22 protein-coding genes are annotated in these 16,187 nt (G+C 50.4%); 10 read left to right on the top strand and 12 right to left on the bottom strand.

The window, feature by feature from the left end:
- The first annotated feature begins 27 nt into the window (after positions 1-27).
- The gene (locus AAX04_RS05925) at positions 28-381 is read left to right on the top strand and encodes a hypothetical protein (protein WP_066795504.1); all 354 of its coding nucleotides are present in this window, start codon (positions 28-30) and stop codon (positions 379-381) included.
- Here the strand turns inward: AAX04_RS05925 and asnS are convergent.
- The 3 genes from asnS to AAX04_RS05910 all read right to left on the bottom strand — a co-directional run bounded on the left by asnS (position 378) and on the right by AAX04_RS05910 (position 2,745).
- Positions 378-1,676, bottom strand: coding sequence for an asparagine--tRNA ligase (gene asnS, locus AAX04_RS05920; RefSeq protein ID WP_066795501.1), 1,299 nt, complete (start codon positions 1,674-1,676; stop codon positions 378-380). The genes AAX04_RS05925 and asnS overlap by 4 nt on opposite strands.
- A 168-nt stretch (positions 1,677-1,844) precedes the next feature.
- The gene (locus AAX04_RS05915) at positions 1,845-2,096 is read right to left on the bottom strand and encodes a KEOPS complex subunit Pcc1 (protein ID WP_066795498.1); all 252 of its coding nucleotides are present in this window, start codon (positions 2,094-2,096) and stop codon (positions 1,845-1,847) included.
- Positions 2,086-2,745 carry a hypothetical protein gene (locus AAX04_RS05910; RefSeq protein WP_066795493.1) on the bottom strand — a complete coding sequence of 220 codons (660 nt, stop codon included), beginning with the start codon at positions 2,743-2,745 and terminating at the stop codon, positions 2,086-2,088. The genes AAX04_RS05915 and AAX04_RS05910 overlap by 11 nt, the downstream gene beginning before the upstream one ends.
- Positions 2,746-3,121: 376 nt before the next feature.
- Between AAX04_RS05910 and AAX04_RS05905 the strand changes: the two genes are divergently transcribed.
- Positions 3,122-3,619, top strand: a complete 498-nt coding sequence (locus AAX04_RS05905) for a hypothetical protein (RefSeq protein ID WP_238377816.1) — start codon at positions 3,122-3,124, stop codon at positions 3,617-3,619.
- Here the strand turns inward: AAX04_RS05905 and AAX04_RS05900 are convergent.
- Positions 3,608-3,898, bottom strand: coding sequence for a hypothetical protein (locus AAX04_RS05900; RefSeq protein ID WP_066795488.1), 291 nt, complete (start codon positions 3,896-3,898; stop codon positions 3,608-3,610). The genes AAX04_RS05905 and AAX04_RS05900 overlap by 12 nt on opposite strands.
- 1 nt (position 3,899) lies before the next feature.
- Positions 3,900-4,175 (bottom strand): DUF131 domain-containing protein, encoded by a 276-nt coding sequence (locus tag AAX04_RS05895; protein ID WP_066795486.1) that lies wholly within the window; start codon positions 4,173-4,175, stop codon positions 3,900-3,902.
- Between the two features lie 88 nt (positions 4,176-4,263).
- On the opposite strand from AAX04_RS05895, the gene AAX04_RS05890 reads away from it, so the two are divergent.
- On the top strand, positions 4,264-4,710 hold the full coding sequence (locus tag AAX04_RS05890) for a hypothetical protein (protein WP_066795484.1): 447 nt from the start codon (positions 4,264-4,266) through the stop codon (positions 4,708-4,710).
- A gap of 27 nt (positions 4,711-4,737) precedes the next feature.
- Here AAX04_RS05890 and AAX04_RS05885 read toward each other — a convergent pair whose 3' ends face one another.
- Positions 4,738-5,652 (bottom strand): arginase family protein, encoded by a 915-nt coding sequence (locus AAX04_RS05885; protein ID WP_066795481.1) that lies wholly within the window; start codon positions 5,650-5,652, stop codon positions 4,738-4,740.
- An 80-nt stretch (positions 5,653-5,732) separates the two neighbouring features.
- Between AAX04_RS05885 and AAX04_RS05880 the strand changes: the two genes are divergently transcribed.
- The 5 genes from AAX04_RS05880 to AAX04_RS05860 all read left to right on the top strand — a co-directional run bounded on the left by AAX04_RS05880 (position 5,733) and on the right by AAX04_RS05860 (position 8,930).
- Entirely contained in the window at positions 5,733-6,833 is a 1,101-nt protein-coding gene (locus tag AAX04_RS05880) for a hypothetical protein (RefSeq protein ID WP_066795478.1), read from the top strand.
- A gap of 112 nt (positions 6,834-6,945) precedes the next feature.
- Positions 6,946-7,275 carry a hypothetical protein gene (locus tag AAX04_RS05875; RefSeq protein WP_066795475.1) on the top strand — a complete coding sequence of 110 codons (330 nt, stop codon included), beginning with the start codon at positions 6,946-6,948 and terminating at the stop codon, positions 7,273-7,275.
- A 146-nt stretch (positions 7,276-7,421) separates the two neighbouring features.
- Entirely contained in the window at positions 7,422-7,811 is a 390-nt protein-coding gene (locus AAX04_RS12280) for a hypothetical protein (protein WP_066795471.1), read from the top strand.
- Positions 7,812-8,068: 257 nt separating this feature from the next.
- Positions 8,069-8,497, top strand: coding sequence for an archease (locus tag AAX04_RS05865; protein WP_066795468.1), 429 nt, complete (start codon positions 8,069-8,071; stop codon positions 8,495-8,497).
- A gap of 58 nt (positions 8,498-8,555) precedes the next feature.
- The gene (locus tag AAX04_RS05860) at positions 8,556-8,930 is read left to right on the top strand and encodes a DsrE family protein (protein ID WP_066795465.1); all 375 of its coding nucleotides are present in this window, start codon (positions 8,556-8,558) and stop codon (positions 8,928-8,930) included.
- Positions 8,931-9,258: 328 nt separating this feature from the next.
- On the opposite strand, the gene AAX04_RS05855 is transcribed toward AAX04_RS05860, so the two are convergent.
- The 6 genes from AAX04_RS05855 to AAX04_RS05830 form a co-directional block, all read right to left on the bottom strand.
- Positions 9,259-9,852 (bottom strand): 50S ribosomal protein L5, encoded by a 594-nt coding sequence (locus AAX04_RS05855; protein ID WP_066795461.1) that lies wholly within the window; start codon positions 9,850-9,852, stop codon positions 9,259-9,261.
- On the bottom strand, positions 9,852-10,565 hold the full coding sequence (locus AAX04_RS05850) for a 30S ribosomal protein S4e (RefSeq protein ID WP_066795455.1): 714 nt from the start codon (positions 10,563-10,565) through the stop codon (positions 9,852-9,854). The genes AAX04_RS05855 and AAX04_RS05850 overlap by 1 nt, the downstream gene beginning before the upstream one ends.
- Complete coding sequence (gene rplX, locus AAX04_RS05845; RefSeq protein WP_066795452.1) at positions 10,562-10,996, bottom strand: 50S ribosomal protein L24; 435 nt, start codon at positions 10,994-10,996, stop codon at positions 10,562-10,564. Before rplX ends, AAX04_RS05850 begins: the two co-directional genes overlap by 4 nt.
- A 43-nt stretch (positions 10,997-11,039) precedes the next feature.
- Complete coding sequence (locus AAX04_RS05840) at positions 11,040-11,420, bottom strand: hypothetical protein (protein WP_066795449.1); 381 nt, start codon at positions 11,418-11,420, stop codon at positions 11,040-11,042.
- Between the two features lie 125 nt (positions 11,421-11,545).
- Positions 11,546-12,049, bottom strand: coding sequence for a DUF1286 domain-containing protein (locus AAX04_RS05835; protein ID WP_066795445.1), 504 nt, complete (start codon positions 12,047-12,049; stop codon positions 11,546-11,548).
- A 252-nt stretch (positions 12,050-12,301) separates the two neighbouring features.
- Positions 12,302-13,330, bottom strand: coding sequence for a pyridoxal phosphate-dependent aminotransferase (locus AAX04_RS05830; RefSeq protein WP_066795442.1), 1,029 nt, complete (start codon positions 13,328-13,330; stop codon positions 12,302-12,304).
- A 61-nt stretch (positions 13,331-13,391) separates the two neighbouring features.
- Here AAX04_RS05830 and glpK point away from each other — a divergent pair, with 61 nt between their 5' ends.
- A complete protein-coding gene (glpK, locus tag AAX04_RS05825; RefSeq protein ID WP_066795594.1) occupies positions 13,392-14,975 on the top strand; it encodes a glycerol kinase GlpK in 1,584 nt (527 codons plus the stop codon).
- Between the two features lie 71 nt (positions 14,976-15,046).
- On the top strand, positions 15,047-16,187 hold a 1,141-nt coding region (locus AAX04_RS05820; RefSeq protein ID WP_066795439.1), incomplete at its 3' end, for an FAD-dependent oxidoreductase.

Genomic DNA, 16,187 nt, shown 5'->3' with positions numbered 1-16,187 from the left:
AAACAATTAATGAGTTAGGCACATTTAATGAACATTAAGGCGGTCTATGTATTACTTGGATTGAGCATAGTGGCTATACTCCTCTCCACGGTAGCCATGGTTCACGGTTACCTAGGGGTCAACGAACTGTTCATCCACCTTGGCTCAGCGGCACGCTCAAGTGGGTTCGTGTATGAGTTGGTCTCCATAGCCATACTTGACGTGGCCGTGTTTGTAATGTCAGTGTTTGCTGTTAAGGATAGTTTCTTGGACGTGTCAATGGCCATCTACGTTCATGAGGAGGTTCTCGCCAGGATGAGGAGGATTATTGCCCTTACAACGGCCGCCTTATCCTCAGCCTCCATAATGATGATACTAATAGCCATAGCCTCAGTAATCTAGGGTTTAAGCCTCCTCATGTCCCTTGGGAAGGGTAATGCATCCCTAATGTGATCAAGTCCGCATATCCACATGACCAGCCTATCCACCCCAAGGCCGAAGCCTGCGTGGGGGACTGAACCATACCTCCTGAGATCAAGGTACCACTGGTAGTCATCCGGGTTTAGGTTAAACCTCCTTATTTTGCCCACGAGCTCATCGTAGTCAAATATACGCTCCCCACCACCCACAACCTCCCCATAACCCTCGGGGGCGAGTACGTCGACGCTTAGCGTCGTCTCAGGCCTAGCTGGGTCATTCCTGTGGTAGAATGCCTTAACCTGCTCGGGGAAGTGGTGCAGGTGTATTGGTTGAGTGAACTCAAGGGTTAACGCCCTCTCCTCATCAGCACCTATATCACTGCCCCACTTCAAGTCAAACCCCTTCCTGTTGAGTATGCCTATTGCCTCGTCGTAACTCACCCTCGGGAAGGGTGGCTTAACGTTCTCAAGGGGTTCGGTCCTCCTACCCAGTATGCTTAACTCCTCTAGGTTCCTCTCAAGGACCCTCTTAACCACGTGGCTTATCAGGTTCTCGGTGACCGTGAAAATGTCCTCAAGCCCAGCCCAAGCCACCTCAGCCTCCGCATGCCAGAACTCGGTCAGGTGCCTACGCGTCCTAGACTTCTCAGCCCTGAAGCTTGGGGCCACTGTGTAGACCTTCTCCAGTGAGAATATTAGGGCTTCTAGGTAGAACTGGGATGACTGGGTTAGGTATGCCTTAGAGTCGAAGTAGTTAACCTCGAAGAGCGTTGACCCACCCTCAACAGCCGAGGTTATGAACATGGGCGCCTGGACCTCATAGTAGCCGTTGCCCCTAAACCACTCGTGTATGGCCCCAAAGACCGTATCCCTAATCTTCAACACCGACTGCATCCTCCTACTCCTAACCCACAGGTGCCTCATGTCGAGCAGGTACTCCGAGTCAGCCTTAGCAGCGTCCTCGTTTATGGGGAACTGCCAACCAACGAAGCTCCATGGAATGTCAATGACCTGGATCTCAAAACCCCCAGGTGCCCTAGGCTCCCTCTTAACGTAGCCCCTCAACACCAGTGAGGACTCTATGTTAAGCTGCTCAGCCTTCTTAAAGGCGTCACCGTTATCCTTACCCACAACCGCCTGGACAATGCCCGTTGAGTCCCTAACCACTATGAAGACCTTTCCACCGATCTCCCTTTTCCTATAAACCCAACCCCTAACACTAACCAGCTTACCCTCCCCAACCGATGCAACATCCTTAACGTGGATGAAGTCCTGCATACCCAAAACCAACCTCACCGGTATTTTTAATCCTTATAGCTTAAGAGAAAAACCTAACCTTTTAAGGGATTTTACGGCGGAGTGCTTCAAGATTAATGTTCCTTAGTTTGGATTCATGTATTTTAACCAGAACTTAATTAATAGTACACATTCTTATTAATGAGAGTACTATTGATGAATCTGAATTGAGAGAATAGCCTTTAAGTTCCTAAGCAGGTCATCGATGGTGTTCCAGGCGGATAGCACGTTCCTTGGGTTACCTACCTCAGCCCTCAGCGTGTACCGTAATTCATCGCCACTGCACTCAATACTAGTCCTAATGCCTTTTGGTAGATTAACCTCGTCAACCATTAGCGCCTTGACTACGTCTGAGCAGTCCATTACCCTAATCCTTAAGGTAACCTCCAGTTCACTTGACATTACTGTTAATCACCTCAGCCACTTCCCTAACACTTCCCAACGGCACCTCTGGTGTTGGGTTAGCCTCAACTATCACGCCGTTGACTATTGTTAACTCGGCGAACTGGACGTTAAGTCTCCTCAATACCTCACCGTACCTCTCATGCCTAACCGTGGCGAATACCTTGGACTCTTGGGCATTACTAATGTGGACTAGTACTGAGACTAGTGATAGTGGGTTCTTCAGGTAGTGCCTATACTCAAGTATGCTCCTAGCCCCCTCAACAGTATCCACAAACCCCCCTAGGCCTAGGGACCAGGCCGTGTTGAAGTAGTAGGGACCCTTGGTGAACACCCTCTTAACGGCCTCATCACCAGCAACCAGCTCATACTCAATCCCCTGCTCCTTAAGTAGCTTGACTACCGATAGGGAGTTCAACATACCCACTGCATCATTAATGCTCCTACTGACTGTTAACGCTATTGACAATGCCGTGTATGGATTAATGGCCGTGAAGACCACAAGGTCGTAGTTGTTGGCTAGGCGTTGGTTAAATGGTTCGTTATCTAGGTTAAGTTGGGTGACCTGGTTGCCCATGCTAGCCAATTCGCCGGCCAATTTACTCACACTAAACCTACTTGAGTCGCTTACAATGAGGAGCCTAGCCACATGAACCACAACCACGACCCTAAATAAAGTTAACCCTGTATTGCCTAAACACTAGGGGTTAGATGCCGGAGGCCGTATAAGGTTTGCCTGTGGTTATCTATAGACTGTTTCTGTCTTCATTATTATTTACGGTTACTCATAACTTATTTGTGGCTATCCTCCAAAAGATTTATGAAACTAAACCTCAACACATTTGCTAATGACCCTGGGGTCCCGAGATCCGTAGGGCTGGGAACTGCGGGTGACCGTTGAGAGGTAGATGGCGGGCCACTAAACCGCCACCCACTGAGAAATGGTGGCGAATAGGCGTGTCTTCCTGTCTTAGCTTAATTGCCCAGTGGGATAGTCTTATAAATCCCGGTTAACGTGACTGGTTGTGTTTGATTTCAAGCAAGTTAAACTTGGGCTTGAGGAGTGGAGGAGACTTGGGAATGAGCTTAAGAGGATTGGGGCCTCGGATAAGCTTGAACTGGTGCTCAACATAGTGGTCATCCCAGCCACTGAGGATGAGGAGGGTGAAGAGGGTGAGGAGCATCACCAGCATACAGCACCCCCTGGGTTCATGGAGGATTTAAGTAAGGTCGTTGATGCCATTAAGAGCGAGTACCATGCTAGCGCCGATTACCACTCCCACGGTGACCATGGCGAGTTGCTGGTGGCCTTAACCACGGATGGCACTAACATACCTAACGTGATAAGGGGCATTATTGAGGAGGCTAGGGGCTGTGAATCATGCATGATACATAGCATTGATGGTGAGGTCCACCTGGGGAATGATGTATCCGCCATAATGTTCGGTGACTCATATAAGTTAACTTTCATACTGCCGGGCCAGGATGGGAGGAGGCTCATAATAATGGAGTTAAACACCTGATGAGTCAAGGCCACTAGGCCTAATCCCCCTTGAGCGAAGCAGCATAACTATGAAGAGTACTAGGAAGATTACGAAGACTACTAGCATAACCCAGGATAGGGCGGTTACTATGGTTGGTTTATTGCCCAGCACTATGGCTATTGGTATTGGGAAGACCAGGATGGCCCCACCCCAGGTGACTCCACTTGGCTGGGTGGTTAATGCCGTTAGGACAATGGCTATTATCGGTATGAGCACGGCGGCGAATATTAGCGCTAGGCCAACTTGATAGAGCCTCATGTTAAACACCCATCATCGGCAGTAGTATGAGTAATGCGAAGACAAGTATCACAACTATGGTTAATATGATGGCCCACTTAACCACCGATGAATCATTCCCGAAGACAATGGGTACGGGCCCAATGACAACCACCCCACCGTACTTGGCATTTCCCCTACCCTCCTCGTCCCCTTTACCCCTGGCTGCATCTGCAATAATCAACATTACCCCCACTACCACAAGTATAAAGGCTAGGAGTATGCTCAGAGTCAGTAGATCAACTCCGTTAACCGCCATATGGCCTTCACAGTGGTAACCCCTTTAATAAAGATTTCTCAAATTAACATGTGAAAACATTAATTAACCTAGCTTAGGCGCGGTTACTATGTCATCCGAGTACACTGTGGTTTACGAAACGGAGATAGAGGTGCCAATAAGGTTCAGTAAGGATACACCCGAGGAGGCTCGGTTGAGGAGACTTGAGAGGTGGCCCAGGGAGGCTGGGTTATCCCAGCCCCTTGGGGAGGGTGGCTCATTCACCAATATGGTTAAGGAGTACGCCACCACCTATGATTTGCAGCCTGGGGAGAGGAAGTGGAGTGTTGAGAGGAGTGGGGATAAGCTGGTAGTGTCCATGAGGTGGAGCCTGCTTAGGAATGGTGTAGAGAAGGGTCATGCCGATATTAACGGTGAGTTGAGTCTACAACCCACTGAGGAGTCGGGTGCCTTGGTTTACACGTATAGGCTTAGGTACAGCATATCCGTCAGTAATGATGTGCTTTCTGAGAAGGCAACAAGCGACCTGGGTAACCTAGGGGAGTTAAACTTCTAGGTAACCCTATTCAACGCCTCTTAAATTTTAACCACGGGCACTCCTGCACCTGATGCTCCATAGGTACAGGTTTGCTATGTCCACTATCAACTTCAGCGTCAATGAGGCTGTCGCATTGGACTGGTCATTTGGGGGTGAGTACTCCACCACGTCAACGGCGACTAACCTATCCGCCACCATGGGCATTAGCACGCTAAGCGCTCTGTAGACTGCCCAATAGTCAACGCCTCCCGACTCAGGGTTACCAACCCCTGGGGCTATGGTTGGGTCGAAGACGTCCATGTCTATGGATAGGTGTATGGGGGCCTTAATATCCGTTAAACCGGAGAGCACTTCATGTAGCCCCACTGGGCTTATGCTCATTAACTCCACGGAGTCCAGGAGAATTGATTTGCGTAGCTTCACGGCGAAGTCAAGCTCCTCCTCATCGTAACCTCTGAAGCCCAGGTTAACGTACATTGACGGCTTAACCTCGGTGTTGAGCAACCTACCGAAGGTGGCGTGGCTTAACCCCTGCCCAAGCGGCCACTCACTCCTTAGGTCTAGGTGGGCGTCGAACTGTATGAAGGCACCAAGTTCACCGAACCTATCCCTAATGGCCTTAGCCACGGCTAGCGATAACGTGTGCTCACCACCAATGTTAACCACGAGCCCACTCCCCAGTAGCCCAGCCTCAACCTCCCTAACCCTGCCCAGGTTAACCTCAGCCTCACCCTGGAGCAGTGGTACATCACCAACATCCCTAAATTCACCCAGTGGTTCAACACCCAGGTGCTCGGTTGGGGTTGCCTCAAGGTATGGTGAAATGAACCTGAGCACCCCTGGGGAGAACCTTGTCCCTGGCTTAAAGCTAACCGTGTCCTCCATCGGTATGCCCACCACTATCACCCTACCCTTGGGGTTGTTCACGCCGAACAGCGGATTACTTGGCTCATGGAGCATTACCAGCCAGCCTTGGGTGTGTTTTTGTACTTAACGTGGTTGGTGTGAGCGTTAAAAAGGTGGTGCGTATGCGTTAAACTGTGAGGGGTTATAGGGGGATAACGCTCATAGAGCCCATAATTAGGAACAGTAAACCACTACTCATGGTGACCTTCCCATCTACCCACAGTGTCACCCTGGCCCTAGCCCTGCTCATGGTTAGGTATTACCTGGGCCTTGAAACACACCTAACCTTCGCCGGTTCGATTAACGATGAGAGGGTTCTTAAGCTCATTCAGGGTTACGATATTACGCTGCTGATTGGGCTTGAGAATAATGTTCAAGCTAACCCACAGGGCAATGTAATCCTGCTTAGCCACACGCCCAGCAACCTCCAGCAGGTCATCGACCCAACCACCATAGGGCCGTTGAACAATTGGCCAACCATAGCCAGGAGGCTTTACTTAACCTACCTAGTTGGATTAACCCTAGATGAGAACGGCGCCGATGCATCAGGCATCCTGAGCGCCATGGCTAATGATGGTTTAGTTGAGCTTAAGCGCCAGTCACTGCCACTAAGTCTACACAGCGACCCATTGAAGTCCCTCCACCTGAACCCCTGGCCCACCCTAATTGAACCTAGCGCCATTAAGGCTAGTGATGCCGATGGTCTAGTGTCCTCGATAATAACCGAGAACCTTAGGTTCGGCTTCATGGGCTCATACACCGACTATCTACTCCTAAACACACCATACATCAACGGTGTTAATGCAGCCCTACTCTACGTTTTCATCGAATCCATGCTTTGGCGCTCAACACAGAGAGATGATGGCCTAATGGTCCCCATAATAGACTTGGCCACCCTAGGTAGGGTGGTTATGGGTAGGCTTGAGGGTGTGTATGACGCCGTTGAGACTTATATGAATGAGGTTAGGGGTAGGTTAAGGTCAATATTGAGTGAGTCCAGGGGTGAGAGGATGATTAGCCATGAGTTGAAGCCAAGCCACCTAACACTGATGAATAGGCTCTGCCAAGTGCTTAGTTTCCATAGGCTTAGGAACTCGATAAGGCTAATAGTCACCTACGACTCACTGTCAATAATCTGCATACCCAACCCAAACGTTGAGGTATCCATGAGCAACATCTTATCCTACAACAGAAGCCTGAGGATAACACAGGTAGTTACAAGGCCTAGCGCATAGCACATCTCCATGCTAGATGTACATCTAATTTAAATAAGCACTAGGTAGATGAAGCTATGAACAATGAGTAAGAGTAACGCTATACTTATAAACTCCAGATAGTACCTAGTTTATGATTAACCTGCCTTCACTGATTATAATGACGGCGATAGATGCAGTAATCGGCGGCCTTGTCATGGCGTTGATAGTATTTGTACTGGGCATATTAGTGGGTTTCCTGATTAGAAAGCTCATAGTGGCGGCTATAGTGATAGGCGCCATAGTACTAATCCTGCTACTAATCGGTGTAATCTCGCCGAGAGGCATGGCAGTGCTCATTCATGTCCTAGGCTTCTCACTGGCCGCGGCGGCATTCCTCTCAGGGCTCCTCCTAAGCCTTGGAGTAGTCATGATAGTCATATTCCTGGTGGGGCTGTTAATAGGGTTCTTTGCCTCGAGGTGATGTCAGTATTGGAGTTTATCATCACGGTTCACGTGGGGTGAAGCATCATCACCAGGTCCCATAGTCCAAGCCACCTTAATATGGCTTCCGCAATTTCAGGCTATAGACCACGTAGCGTATTTAAATAGCAACTACCTCGCCCAGTCATGGTTAAGGTGGTTTTCCTAATAATGAGCGGCGACCAGAAGATGGACCTAGCCCTAAGGATGGCCGCAGCCTCTGTGGCTAATAGGAGGTTTGAGGACTTGAAGATAATATTCTTTGGGCCAAGTCAGGAGAAACTGCTTAACCTTGAGGGGCAGGCTAGGGAGGACTTCGACTACCTGCTTAAGAACGGTGCAGTTGACAAAAATGGTCAAGCCCTGCCCTTTAGGGCGGGGTTGTACCACTACGTGGGGACGATAGGTTTATTAATTCCAGCTCCGCTAGAATTTTGGTGCTTGGGGTGGTGCCCCCAAGAGGGGGTTTTCTTGCCTTGGATGAGCCGGTGGGTCGATTACCCACCCTTACCACCACCCCAAGAACGAAACCATTAACCCCCAAAGAGGGGGTAACGGACGAGGCCCCCACGGTGGAAAACCCGCCTCACTGAGGCGGGGAGGGGGTCATTCGGCCTGCATAAACTACGCTAAGGGTAGGGGTATTGACTCAAGTCTGCTTAAAATCAAGGTTGACCTTAAGCCGGCTGGTGAACGGGTTTCGTACTACATAAACAATGGCTACCAGGTGTTAACCTTCTAGGATTAGGCTCATGTTGGTTAAAAATTATTAAACCTTAATCAACACTACCCACGTGGCTTACCCACCCTTCGAGTACGGTGACCACACGGCGGACATCCTCATCATAGCTAACGGTTCAACGTTACCTGAGGCCTTCAGGAACGCTGCGTTGGGTGTCTTAAACATAATGTATGATACGGGTAGGGTTGATAAGGTTGAGGCCGTTAACGTAACCGTTGAGGGTGTTGATCTTGAGCAACTGCTCTTCAACTGGATTGATGAGGTTATTTACTGGTTTGATGGGAGGAAGATGGCCATTGGGGACATTGTCATTAATAGGTTTGATGAGGGCGGTAGGATTGAGGCTGTACTGCTGGGTGAGCATTATGATGTTAATAAGCATGGTTTCAGGGGAACTATTGTGAAGGCCATGACCTACAACATGATGAGGATTGATAAGGTTAATGACCATTACAGGGTTCAATTCGTCGTTGATATTTAACGCTGCATATTAAGCATTAACCGGCTTAGTTAATACCATCAGAGGTGGAGCCACCCTAATGGCGACGTACATAATACTAACCAGGAATGACCCAGCACAACTCTACGTTGCATCAGCCCTAGCAGCATCATACTCAGCCCTAGGGGATGAGGTAGTCTTATTCATAAGTGGCAGTGCCATACTGGCCTTCAAGAAGACCCCGCAGTTAAGTGACCAGGGAGAGGGGGAGAGGTATAGTAGGTTTAAGGCCGATTACTTAAGCATAATCAGTAATGCCAAATCCCTAGGTAACCTTAAGGTCATCGCGTGCACAGGGGTTATGGCAATTTACGGTGTGAGTAAGGATGAGCTAAGTGAACTCGTTGATGAAGCGCTGGACTTCCCATCATTAATAATGAGGACTAAGAATAGTGACAGGGTTCTTGTGGTTTAAGTTAGTTGAAAGGGGAAGGTTTATAATCAAAGGGGTTGGTTTAACAACAGCCCGGCACCCATGGTGTGGTGGCGGTTCAGGACCACCACGGCGACGGGTGGTCTTAGGAAACTCCCCAGGCACACGGGCCTCCCTGGATTAATACACCAGGGGGGCTTAGGCCCGCATGGGCCTGTGAGCTCCGTGTGGTGAGGCCCAGGTTGGGCTCCAGGTGGATGCCGACTGAAGGGGAGTTATACCATGCCATGGGTGCTGGGCGGCTAATTAGGTGGATTAACTCAAACCCCGTAGGGACCTGTGGATTAAATGTAGATGCTATTACCAGTGGTTAGCGTTTAAGTATCTTGACTCCTATTATATCCTGGAAGAACCTGATCGTCTCCTCCCTGGTCACCCTATGCACCTTGCCTATGTTTGACCTTGCCCTACGCCTATACTGAACCCTATAGCCTGGCCTCGCCAAGGTGACCGCCACGTCGAAGCCGAATATGCCTAGGGCTGGGTCGTACCTAGCCCCGGGTACGAGTATGTGCTCCCTAACCCCGAAGCTCACGTTGCCTGCGTTGAAGCTCTCCTCCCTTAGGGTGAAGTCCACTGCCGCCAGGGCCCTTAGTAGGAACCACACCGCCTCACTCCTCCTTAGGGTTACCAGCAGCCCTATCGGCTCACCCCTCCTTATGCCGAAGTCCTTTATTGACTTGTGGGCTGGCCTATAGGATGGCGTCCTACCTGTTAACTCAGCCATTACCTTAGCAGCCTTCTCAAGTTTCTCACCGCTCTGCCCAACACCCATGTTAACTGCAACGCTCCAAATGAAGACCCTCCTCATGGGGTGTCCAGTGTCCAGTACGAACCTCCTCCAGTCTATGTCGCTTGGCTTAATGGTCTTCAGGTCGATTGTTGATAGGTCTATGGCCGGCATCACTCGGTCACCTTTAGGACTGGTGATTCCTTCCCCACCACCAGTAGGTAGTCTAATACAGTCTTGAACTCACCCTCCTTAGCCTTGACGGTGGCTATTGCATCCCTCCTCCTAAGTGGCCTAATCCAACCCATCAGTGTCCCATGCCTACCCACGTTAACCCCATCGAAGGCTATCACGTATCGACCTGGCTCCATTGGGTAGTAGTCCACCAGCTTACCCTCCTCAAGATTAACCAGCACGCTACCCAGTGTGCCATACTTCCTTCCCTCCTCCTGGTCAACAATAATGTTCCTTCCGTCGTGTAGGTTTAGTTGAACCCTACCGGACTTAACCATGGTTTTGTTCTCTATCCTGCATATCTTCAGGTTCGCCTCAGCCTTATCGATCTTAATGGGCTTAAGGAAGCTGACTGGGTCAGGAACCATCCTATAATACTCACTAGTGGGCGTTAACTCCACGACATCCATTAAACCCACGGGGTACTTATAATCCCTCCTAACGGCCCCATCAACCTTAACGTAACCCTTACCCACTATTAACCTGGCTTCCCTCAGTGTCTTGGCGTAGTGTAAGACGTCCCTGATCAGTATGGCCAGTGGTATGCTTGAGTCAGCTGGATGCGGACCTGGGCTTGGCTTAACAGACCAAGGGGCCTCCTTCCTCCTAATAGGCCACCAGTCTGGTGTGGTTGACCTCCTCAGGTGGGTCATGGTTGACCACCCTGCTGGGTCGTGACAACCTCAACCTTACCCCCTAACGCCACCTCCCTCTGCTTCCTAGCCCTCTCAATGGCGGCCATCCTTGCCTTGTCACTCTGGTCAAGCTCAACTATCACAACCTTCGATGGGTGTATCGGGTAGTACACCGCCTCACCACTGGGTTTCTTATTCGTGGCGGAGTCGACGTATATCCTAACCCTCTTGTAGTCAACCCTGGTTACCTTACCCCTGGTCCCCTTGAAGTCCCCCCTCAGTATGAGGACGGTGTCCCCAACCCTAACCGGGACCCTCTTAACACCAAACTGCCTCTGAAGTTCCTTTGATAATGGGGCTGTGAGCAGCCTACGCCTAACGTGCCATGGAGCATTACCAAGCGCCTTATGCTGCCTCCTGGGTTGACCTGATGATGTTAATGCGGGCATGTTATTATCCTTAAGCCCAGTTTATTGGCCCTTTTAAAATTAACTACAGGTCACTGAGGCACTTAACCTTAACCTCATTAATAAGGGTTAACCCATGCTGGAGGGCCCTCCTGAACAATTCACTGGACACGTGGCAGTCGCCGGCACCCTTACCCCTAATTGCGTCGGCTAGGCATTGAATAACCCTAACGTAGTCATCGCTGAGGGCCTCTGTTGGGGCTTGGGTGTTAACGTTAAGCCTAACCCACCTCAGGGCTTGGGCCACTGCGTAGATGCCGAGCACCTTAACGAGAACCTCATCACTAACCCCAAGCTCGGCCACATCAATTATTGTATCCTGAACCTCAGAATGCACCCTACCCAGGAACTCCTCACCGGCGCAACTGCTGAGCAGGTTGGCCGTTAACTCATCTACGTTGATCACTCCTTAAGCACTCCAACTAACCTTTTATGCTTAACCACAATTAAGCTTATTAGGGTTAACGAGCCGGCTTAACTAGTGATGATAGTTTGCAGCGCTGAGCCCTGATGTAACCGCTGAGCCTGACCCTAAGGCGGTACCACATGAAGCATGAGCGCTATTGAGTAGGCTAACATGGCTAGGCCAAGCATTGTGAACAGCCAGTTGGCGGCTGGGTTCCTATAGCTCCAGTGGGCTAGGGCGAACCTAACCCACCTACCCTTTCTCTTAACGAAAACCCCACCCTCGGTTAACGAGTCGAGAAGCATGTGGCTCCACCCAACCATGGGGCCCATTAAGGTGACCACGGTTGCTTGCATTAGGTTAACCGGGGCCATGTAGTGTAGGAACAACGCCACCGCCAAGCCAAGCACCAAACCAATGGTGAACGACCTACCCACTGTATGTGTCCTAGGCGACCTCACTGGACGGCCAGCCCTCTCCTCATGGCCGAGTGCATCTATTATGAAGTTCACTAGGTATGATAATACGAATGATGAGCCGATCACTAGGACTGGGTTAACCACGCTAAGCAGCACCTCCAGCAGCGCTATTAAACCCATGGAGAAGGCTACGTGAGTCCTGAGACGCATTAAAACATAGAACCCACCCAATTAAAAACATTCAAACACATCTCAAGTCTCTGAACCATCCTCAGGCGGTGCAGGACCACCATCACTTTACCCTAAATCTTCCTAGCCGCCCCATCAACCCTTTCCACCAGTCTCTACATCTACACTGACCTTGAGTCCTGTTAAGAGGTACTTGGAGCTGGTGAAGAAGCGAAGTCTAGATAGGCACCAAGTTCCCTCCATTGTAAGTCCCTCCTCTACTATAAATTAACTCTAGTGGTGTTTTGATGAACACTCACTATTAACAACATTAATTATTGTCTTCATGGCTATCTCAAAGGTCTCAGGCTTAACCGAACCTAACCCCACCCTAATGCCGTCATCTCTACCGAAGTAGTGTCCAGGAACCACGAACACATCCCTGGCCAGTAGCCCCTCAGCCAGTGAGGTTCCTGTTAAGCCCCGGCAATCAACCCTCATGTAGAATATGGGCATGTACTCCGTGTAGTAAACCTTAACCCCACCACTCAAGGCGTCTATCAGCCTCCTCATGACTTCAACATTGGGCCTTATTATGCCTAGGTTCCTTTCCCTAACCCATTTCCTACTCCTAATTAGTATTGAAGCGTAACCCAGGTCCAGTTCCAGGACCAATGGGCTCACGAGGTCAATGATGCCGTTAATTGCTTTAATAATGGCCTCATCGCCAATCACCCAACCAACCTTAAGCTCACTCATTGTGTAGAACTTAGATGTGCTGAATGTGTAGACCACGTTCTCGAGGGGTAGTTGCCTGAGGTCCTCCTCCACGAACTCGAGGAATATTGAGTCGAGCACTGCGTAGGCATTCCTCCTCCTTAATGAATCACTCAACTCCCATAGAAGCTTCCTGTCTAGGAATAGCCCGGTTGGGTTGTTTGGGTTTGAGAGGAGGAGCACAGTCCCCGGTTCAATGTGGTTAATAACCTCTAGGAGTGTTTCATGAACCTCAACCTCAATGTGCCTTAGGCCTAGGAACCCCGGTAATGCCCTTATGGGCTCGTACTCGGGCACTACTGTCACGACCCTGTCGATGCCGAGTTCCCTTAATGCTGATAGGGCTGCGAAGTTACCCTCCTGTGTCCCGTGGGTTAACGCAATGTTAACCTTATCGATGGCGTAGGTACTGGTTAACTCATCAATTATGTTGCCCGGTTGCCCAAGCTTCACCAACTCACCCAGGGTTATCGGCATCACGCCACTGCTTGATAGGTTGTACCTGGCCGTGTGCGACCTTAACCATTTAAAGTGGCCGATTTCCACGAGCACCCTACGCGTGCCCCTTATTAAGGAGTTGCCCTATGCGGCTACTGGGTTTAGGGCTATGAACCGTGGCGACGGCCTTATCCTGGTGATTGACCAGGGTACCACTGGAACCAGGGCTGCCTTGGTGTCCCACAATGGGTTGATTGTCAGTTACGCATACAGTGAACATACTCAAATCTACCCTAAGCCCGGTTGGGTTGAGCATAACCCGCTTGAGATTTGGGAGAAGGTCATGCTGGTCGTCAAGGAGGTTATTGAGAAGTCTAAGGTGGACCCTAGGAGGATTGCGGCCATTGGAGTCACTAACCAGAGGGAGACCACGGTCATCTGGGACCCGAGGACTGGGCAACCCGCCTACAATGCCGTTGTCTGGCAGGATAGGAGGACAGCCCCACAGGTTGATTACCTGAGGTCTAACCACATGGACCTTGTGAGGTCTAGGACTGGCCTAATCCCGGACCCATACTTCTCCGGTACTAAGGTATGGTGGCTTCTTGATAATGTCCCTGGCCTTAGGGAGAGGGCTGTTAGGGATGAGTCTATCTTCGGTACCGTGGATACTTGGGTCATCTGGAACCTAACCAGGGGTAGTGGGGACACGCTCACGCCTGGATTAGGCGGTGCTCATGTTACTGATTACAGTAACGCCTCAAGGACAATGCTATTCAATATCCATAGGCTTGACTGGGATGATGAACTACTGGAGGTTGAGGGTAAAATACCTAGGGTCATCCTACCGCTACCCAGGCCGTCGAGTGATAGAGATTGCTACGGCTACACTGGGCCTGAGGTATCTAATAAACTGTTTAGTGGGGTCTCAATACCGGTGTGTGGTGCCGCTGGTGATCAGCAGGCGGCGCTATTCGGGCAGGTTGGCTTTGAAGTTGGTGAGGTTAAGTCAACCTATGGAACCGGCAACTTCCTGCTCATGAACATTGGGGACAGGCCCATCATGTCTAGAGGAAACCTACTAACCACGGTGTTCTACTCGCTGGAGAGGGGTAGGGCAACGTATGCCCTTGAAGGTAGCATATTCGTAACAGGCGCAGCTGTTCAATGGCTTAGGGATGGGCTTAAGATAATAGAGGTTTCCGATGAGGTTGAACCCCTAGCAGCATCGGCAGAGGACACTGGGGGTGTGTACTTCGTCCCAGCCTTCGTGGGCCTGGGGGCGCCTTACTGGGATCAATACGCCAGGGGGCTTATAATAGGCATAACCAGGGGCACCACAAGGAGGCACATTGCGAGGGCAGTGTTGGAGTCAATAGCGTATTTGAATAGGGATGTGCTGGAGGCCATGATTAGCGACACTGGGTTAAGGATACCCAGGATTAAGGTTGATGGGGGTGCTGCAAGGGATAACTTCCTAATGCAGTTCCAAGCCGACATAACTGGCGTGGAAGTCTGGAGGCCGAAGGTATTTGAAACAACGTCACTGGGCGCAGCATACCTAGCTGGCCTAGCCATTGGATTCTGGGGTAGCCTAGATGAGGTTAGGGCTAACTGGGCCCTGGACAGGGTCTTCAAGCCAACCATGGATCCTGAGACCAGGGAGAGGCTCTACAGGGGGTGGAAGGCGGCGGTGCAGAGGGCCCTTGGCTGGGCTAAGGAAGTGCCTTGGGCCTATGGGTATGAGCAGTAAACCCATTAAGCGGTATTAACCATGAGGTAAAACCTAAATAAGTTTGATACCTAGCGTTAATGGGTGGTTAGGTGGATTTCGACGTGGCCGTGATTGGCGGGGGTATTAATGGCTTATTCACGGCACTTGATCTGACCCTAAGAGGCTTCAGTGTAGTACTACTGGAGAGGGGGGCCATTGGCGGTGGGACGAGTGGCAGGATGCATGGCCTGCTACATAGTGGTGCTAGGTACGCTGTAACAGATCCGAAGGCCGCCGTGGAGTGCATTGAGGAGAATAAGGTACTCGTGAACATGGCACCCCACGCCGTTGAGGATACCGGCGGTTACTTCGTGGCAATTACAAAGGAGGATGAGGAGTACGTGGACCAGTTCCTAAGGGGGTTAAGGCAAGTTAATATTGAGCACAGGGAGATTAACCCAGGGGAAGCAGTTAGGGAGGAGCCTAACCTAAACCCAAACGTCAAGGCCGTGGTTGAGGTTCCTGATAAGGTTGTCTTCGCCAGGGATTTAATGTTCAGCATAGCGATTTCAGCACATAGGGAGGGTGCCTTAATAATGCAGGGCGCTGAAGTTATAGGATTTAACATTAATGGGGGTGAAGTTAGGGAAGTTTCGGTTAAGGATCACTTGACAGGTGGGGTTAGGAGCGTTAAGGCTAGGGTTATAGCAGTGGCAGCCGGCCCCTGGACCTATAGGGTTGTTAAAATGGCAGGAATCGATGTTGATATGATGCCAACTATGGGTGTTATGGTTGTTTACCAACGTAGGTTAACTAGGAGGGTTATCAACAGGTTAAGGATGCCCTCAGATGGTGATATACTCCTGCCCTATGGTTCAACGTCAATAATGGGCACCACGGCAGTTATAGTGGAGGACCCGGATAACCTACCAATCTCAGATGATGACATCAAATTCCTCACGTCGGAGGGCTCTCAAATGGTACCGCTGCTGGCTAAGATAAGTGTTGTTAGGGCATATGCCTCAGTTAGGCCCCTCATCAAGATGCAGGGTGTGGATACCAGGGAGGCTACAAGGGACTTCATGGTTATTAGGCATGAGAAGCCCAGCAACATGGCCACTGTCATTGGTGGTAAATTCACCACGGGTAGGTTGGTTGGTGAGAGGCTGAGTGATGAGGTGGCTAGGATACTTGGTTCCAGTAAATCCTCAGTCACAAGGGGTTACAGGTTATTTGGTGCAAACCTATACG

Source organism: Caldivirga sp. MU80 (assembly GCF_001663375.1).
In the GTDB taxonomy this organism is placed as follows: Archaea; Thermoproteota; Thermoprotei; order Thermoproteales; family Thermocladiaceae; genus Caldivirga.
The sequence above is the reverse complement of the archived record's forward strand: the minus strand, read 5'-3'. Positions and strand labels throughout refer to the sequence as shown.

What these genes read in the sequence shown, in the direction of transcription:
- AAX04_RS05915 (WP_066795498.1), bottom strand. Translation starts at nt 2,096, where the DNA reads ATGTCAAGTGAACTGGAGGTTACCTTAAGGATTAGGGTAATGGACTGC.
- AAX04_RS12280 (WP_066795471.1), top strand. Translation starts at nt 7,422, where the DNA reads ATGGTTAAGGTGGTTTTCCTAATAATGAGCGGCGACCAGAAGATGGAC.
- asnS (WP_066795501.1), bottom strand. Translation starts at nt 1,676, where the DNA reads ATGCAGGACTTCATCCACGTTAAGGATGTTGCATCGGTTGGGGAGGGT.
- rplX (WP_066795452.1), bottom strand. Translation starts at nt 10,996, where the DNA reads ATGCCCGCATTAACATCATCAGGTCAACCCAGGAGGCAGCATAAGGCG.
- AAX04_RS05890 (WP_066795484.1), top strand. Translation starts at nt 4,264, where the DNA reads ATGTCATCCGAGTACACTGTGGTTTACGAAACGGAGATAGAGGTGCCA.
- glpK (WP_066795594.1), top strand. Translation starts at nt 13,392, where the DNA reads ATGAACCGTGGCGACGGCCTTATCCTGGTGATTGACCAGGGTACCACT.
- AAX04_RS05860 (WP_066795465.1), top strand. Translation starts at nt 8,556, where the DNA reads ATGGCGACGTACATAATACTAACCAGGAATGACCCAGCACAACTCTAC.
- AAX04_RS05835 (WP_066795445.1), bottom strand. Translation starts at nt 12,049, where the DNA reads ATGCGTCTCAGGACTCACGTAGCCTTCTCCATGGGTTTAATAGCGCTG.
- AAX04_RS05875 (WP_066795475.1), top strand. Translation starts at nt 6,946, where the DNA reads ATGATTAACCTGCCTTCACTGATTATAATGACGGCGATAGATGCAGTA.
- AAX04_RS05895 (WP_066795486.1), bottom strand. Translation starts at nt 4,175, where the DNA reads ATGGCGGTTAACGGAGTTGATCTACTGACTCTGAGCATACTCCTAGCC.
- AAX04_RS05925 (WP_066795504.1), top strand. Translation starts at nt 28, where the DNA reads ATGAACATTAAGGCGGTCTATGTATTACTTGGATTGAGCATAGTGGCT.
- AAX04_RS05850 (WP_066795455.1), bottom strand. Translation starts at nt 10,565, where the DNA reads ATGACCCACCTGAGGAGGTCAACCACACCAGACTGGTGGCCTATTAGG.
- AAX04_RS05885 (WP_066795481.1), bottom strand. Translation starts at nt 5,652, where the DNA reads ATGCTCCATGAGCCAAGTAATCCGCTGTTCGGCGTGAACAACCCCAAG.
- AAX04_RS05855 (WP_066795461.1), bottom strand. Translation starts at nt 9,852, where the DNA reads ATGCCGGCCATAGACCTATCAACAATCGACCTGAAGACCATTAAGCCA.
- AAX04_RS05900 (WP_066795488.1), bottom strand. Translation starts at nt 3,898, where the DNA reads ATGAGGCTCTATCAAGTTGGCCTAGCGCTAATATTCGCCGCCGTGCTC.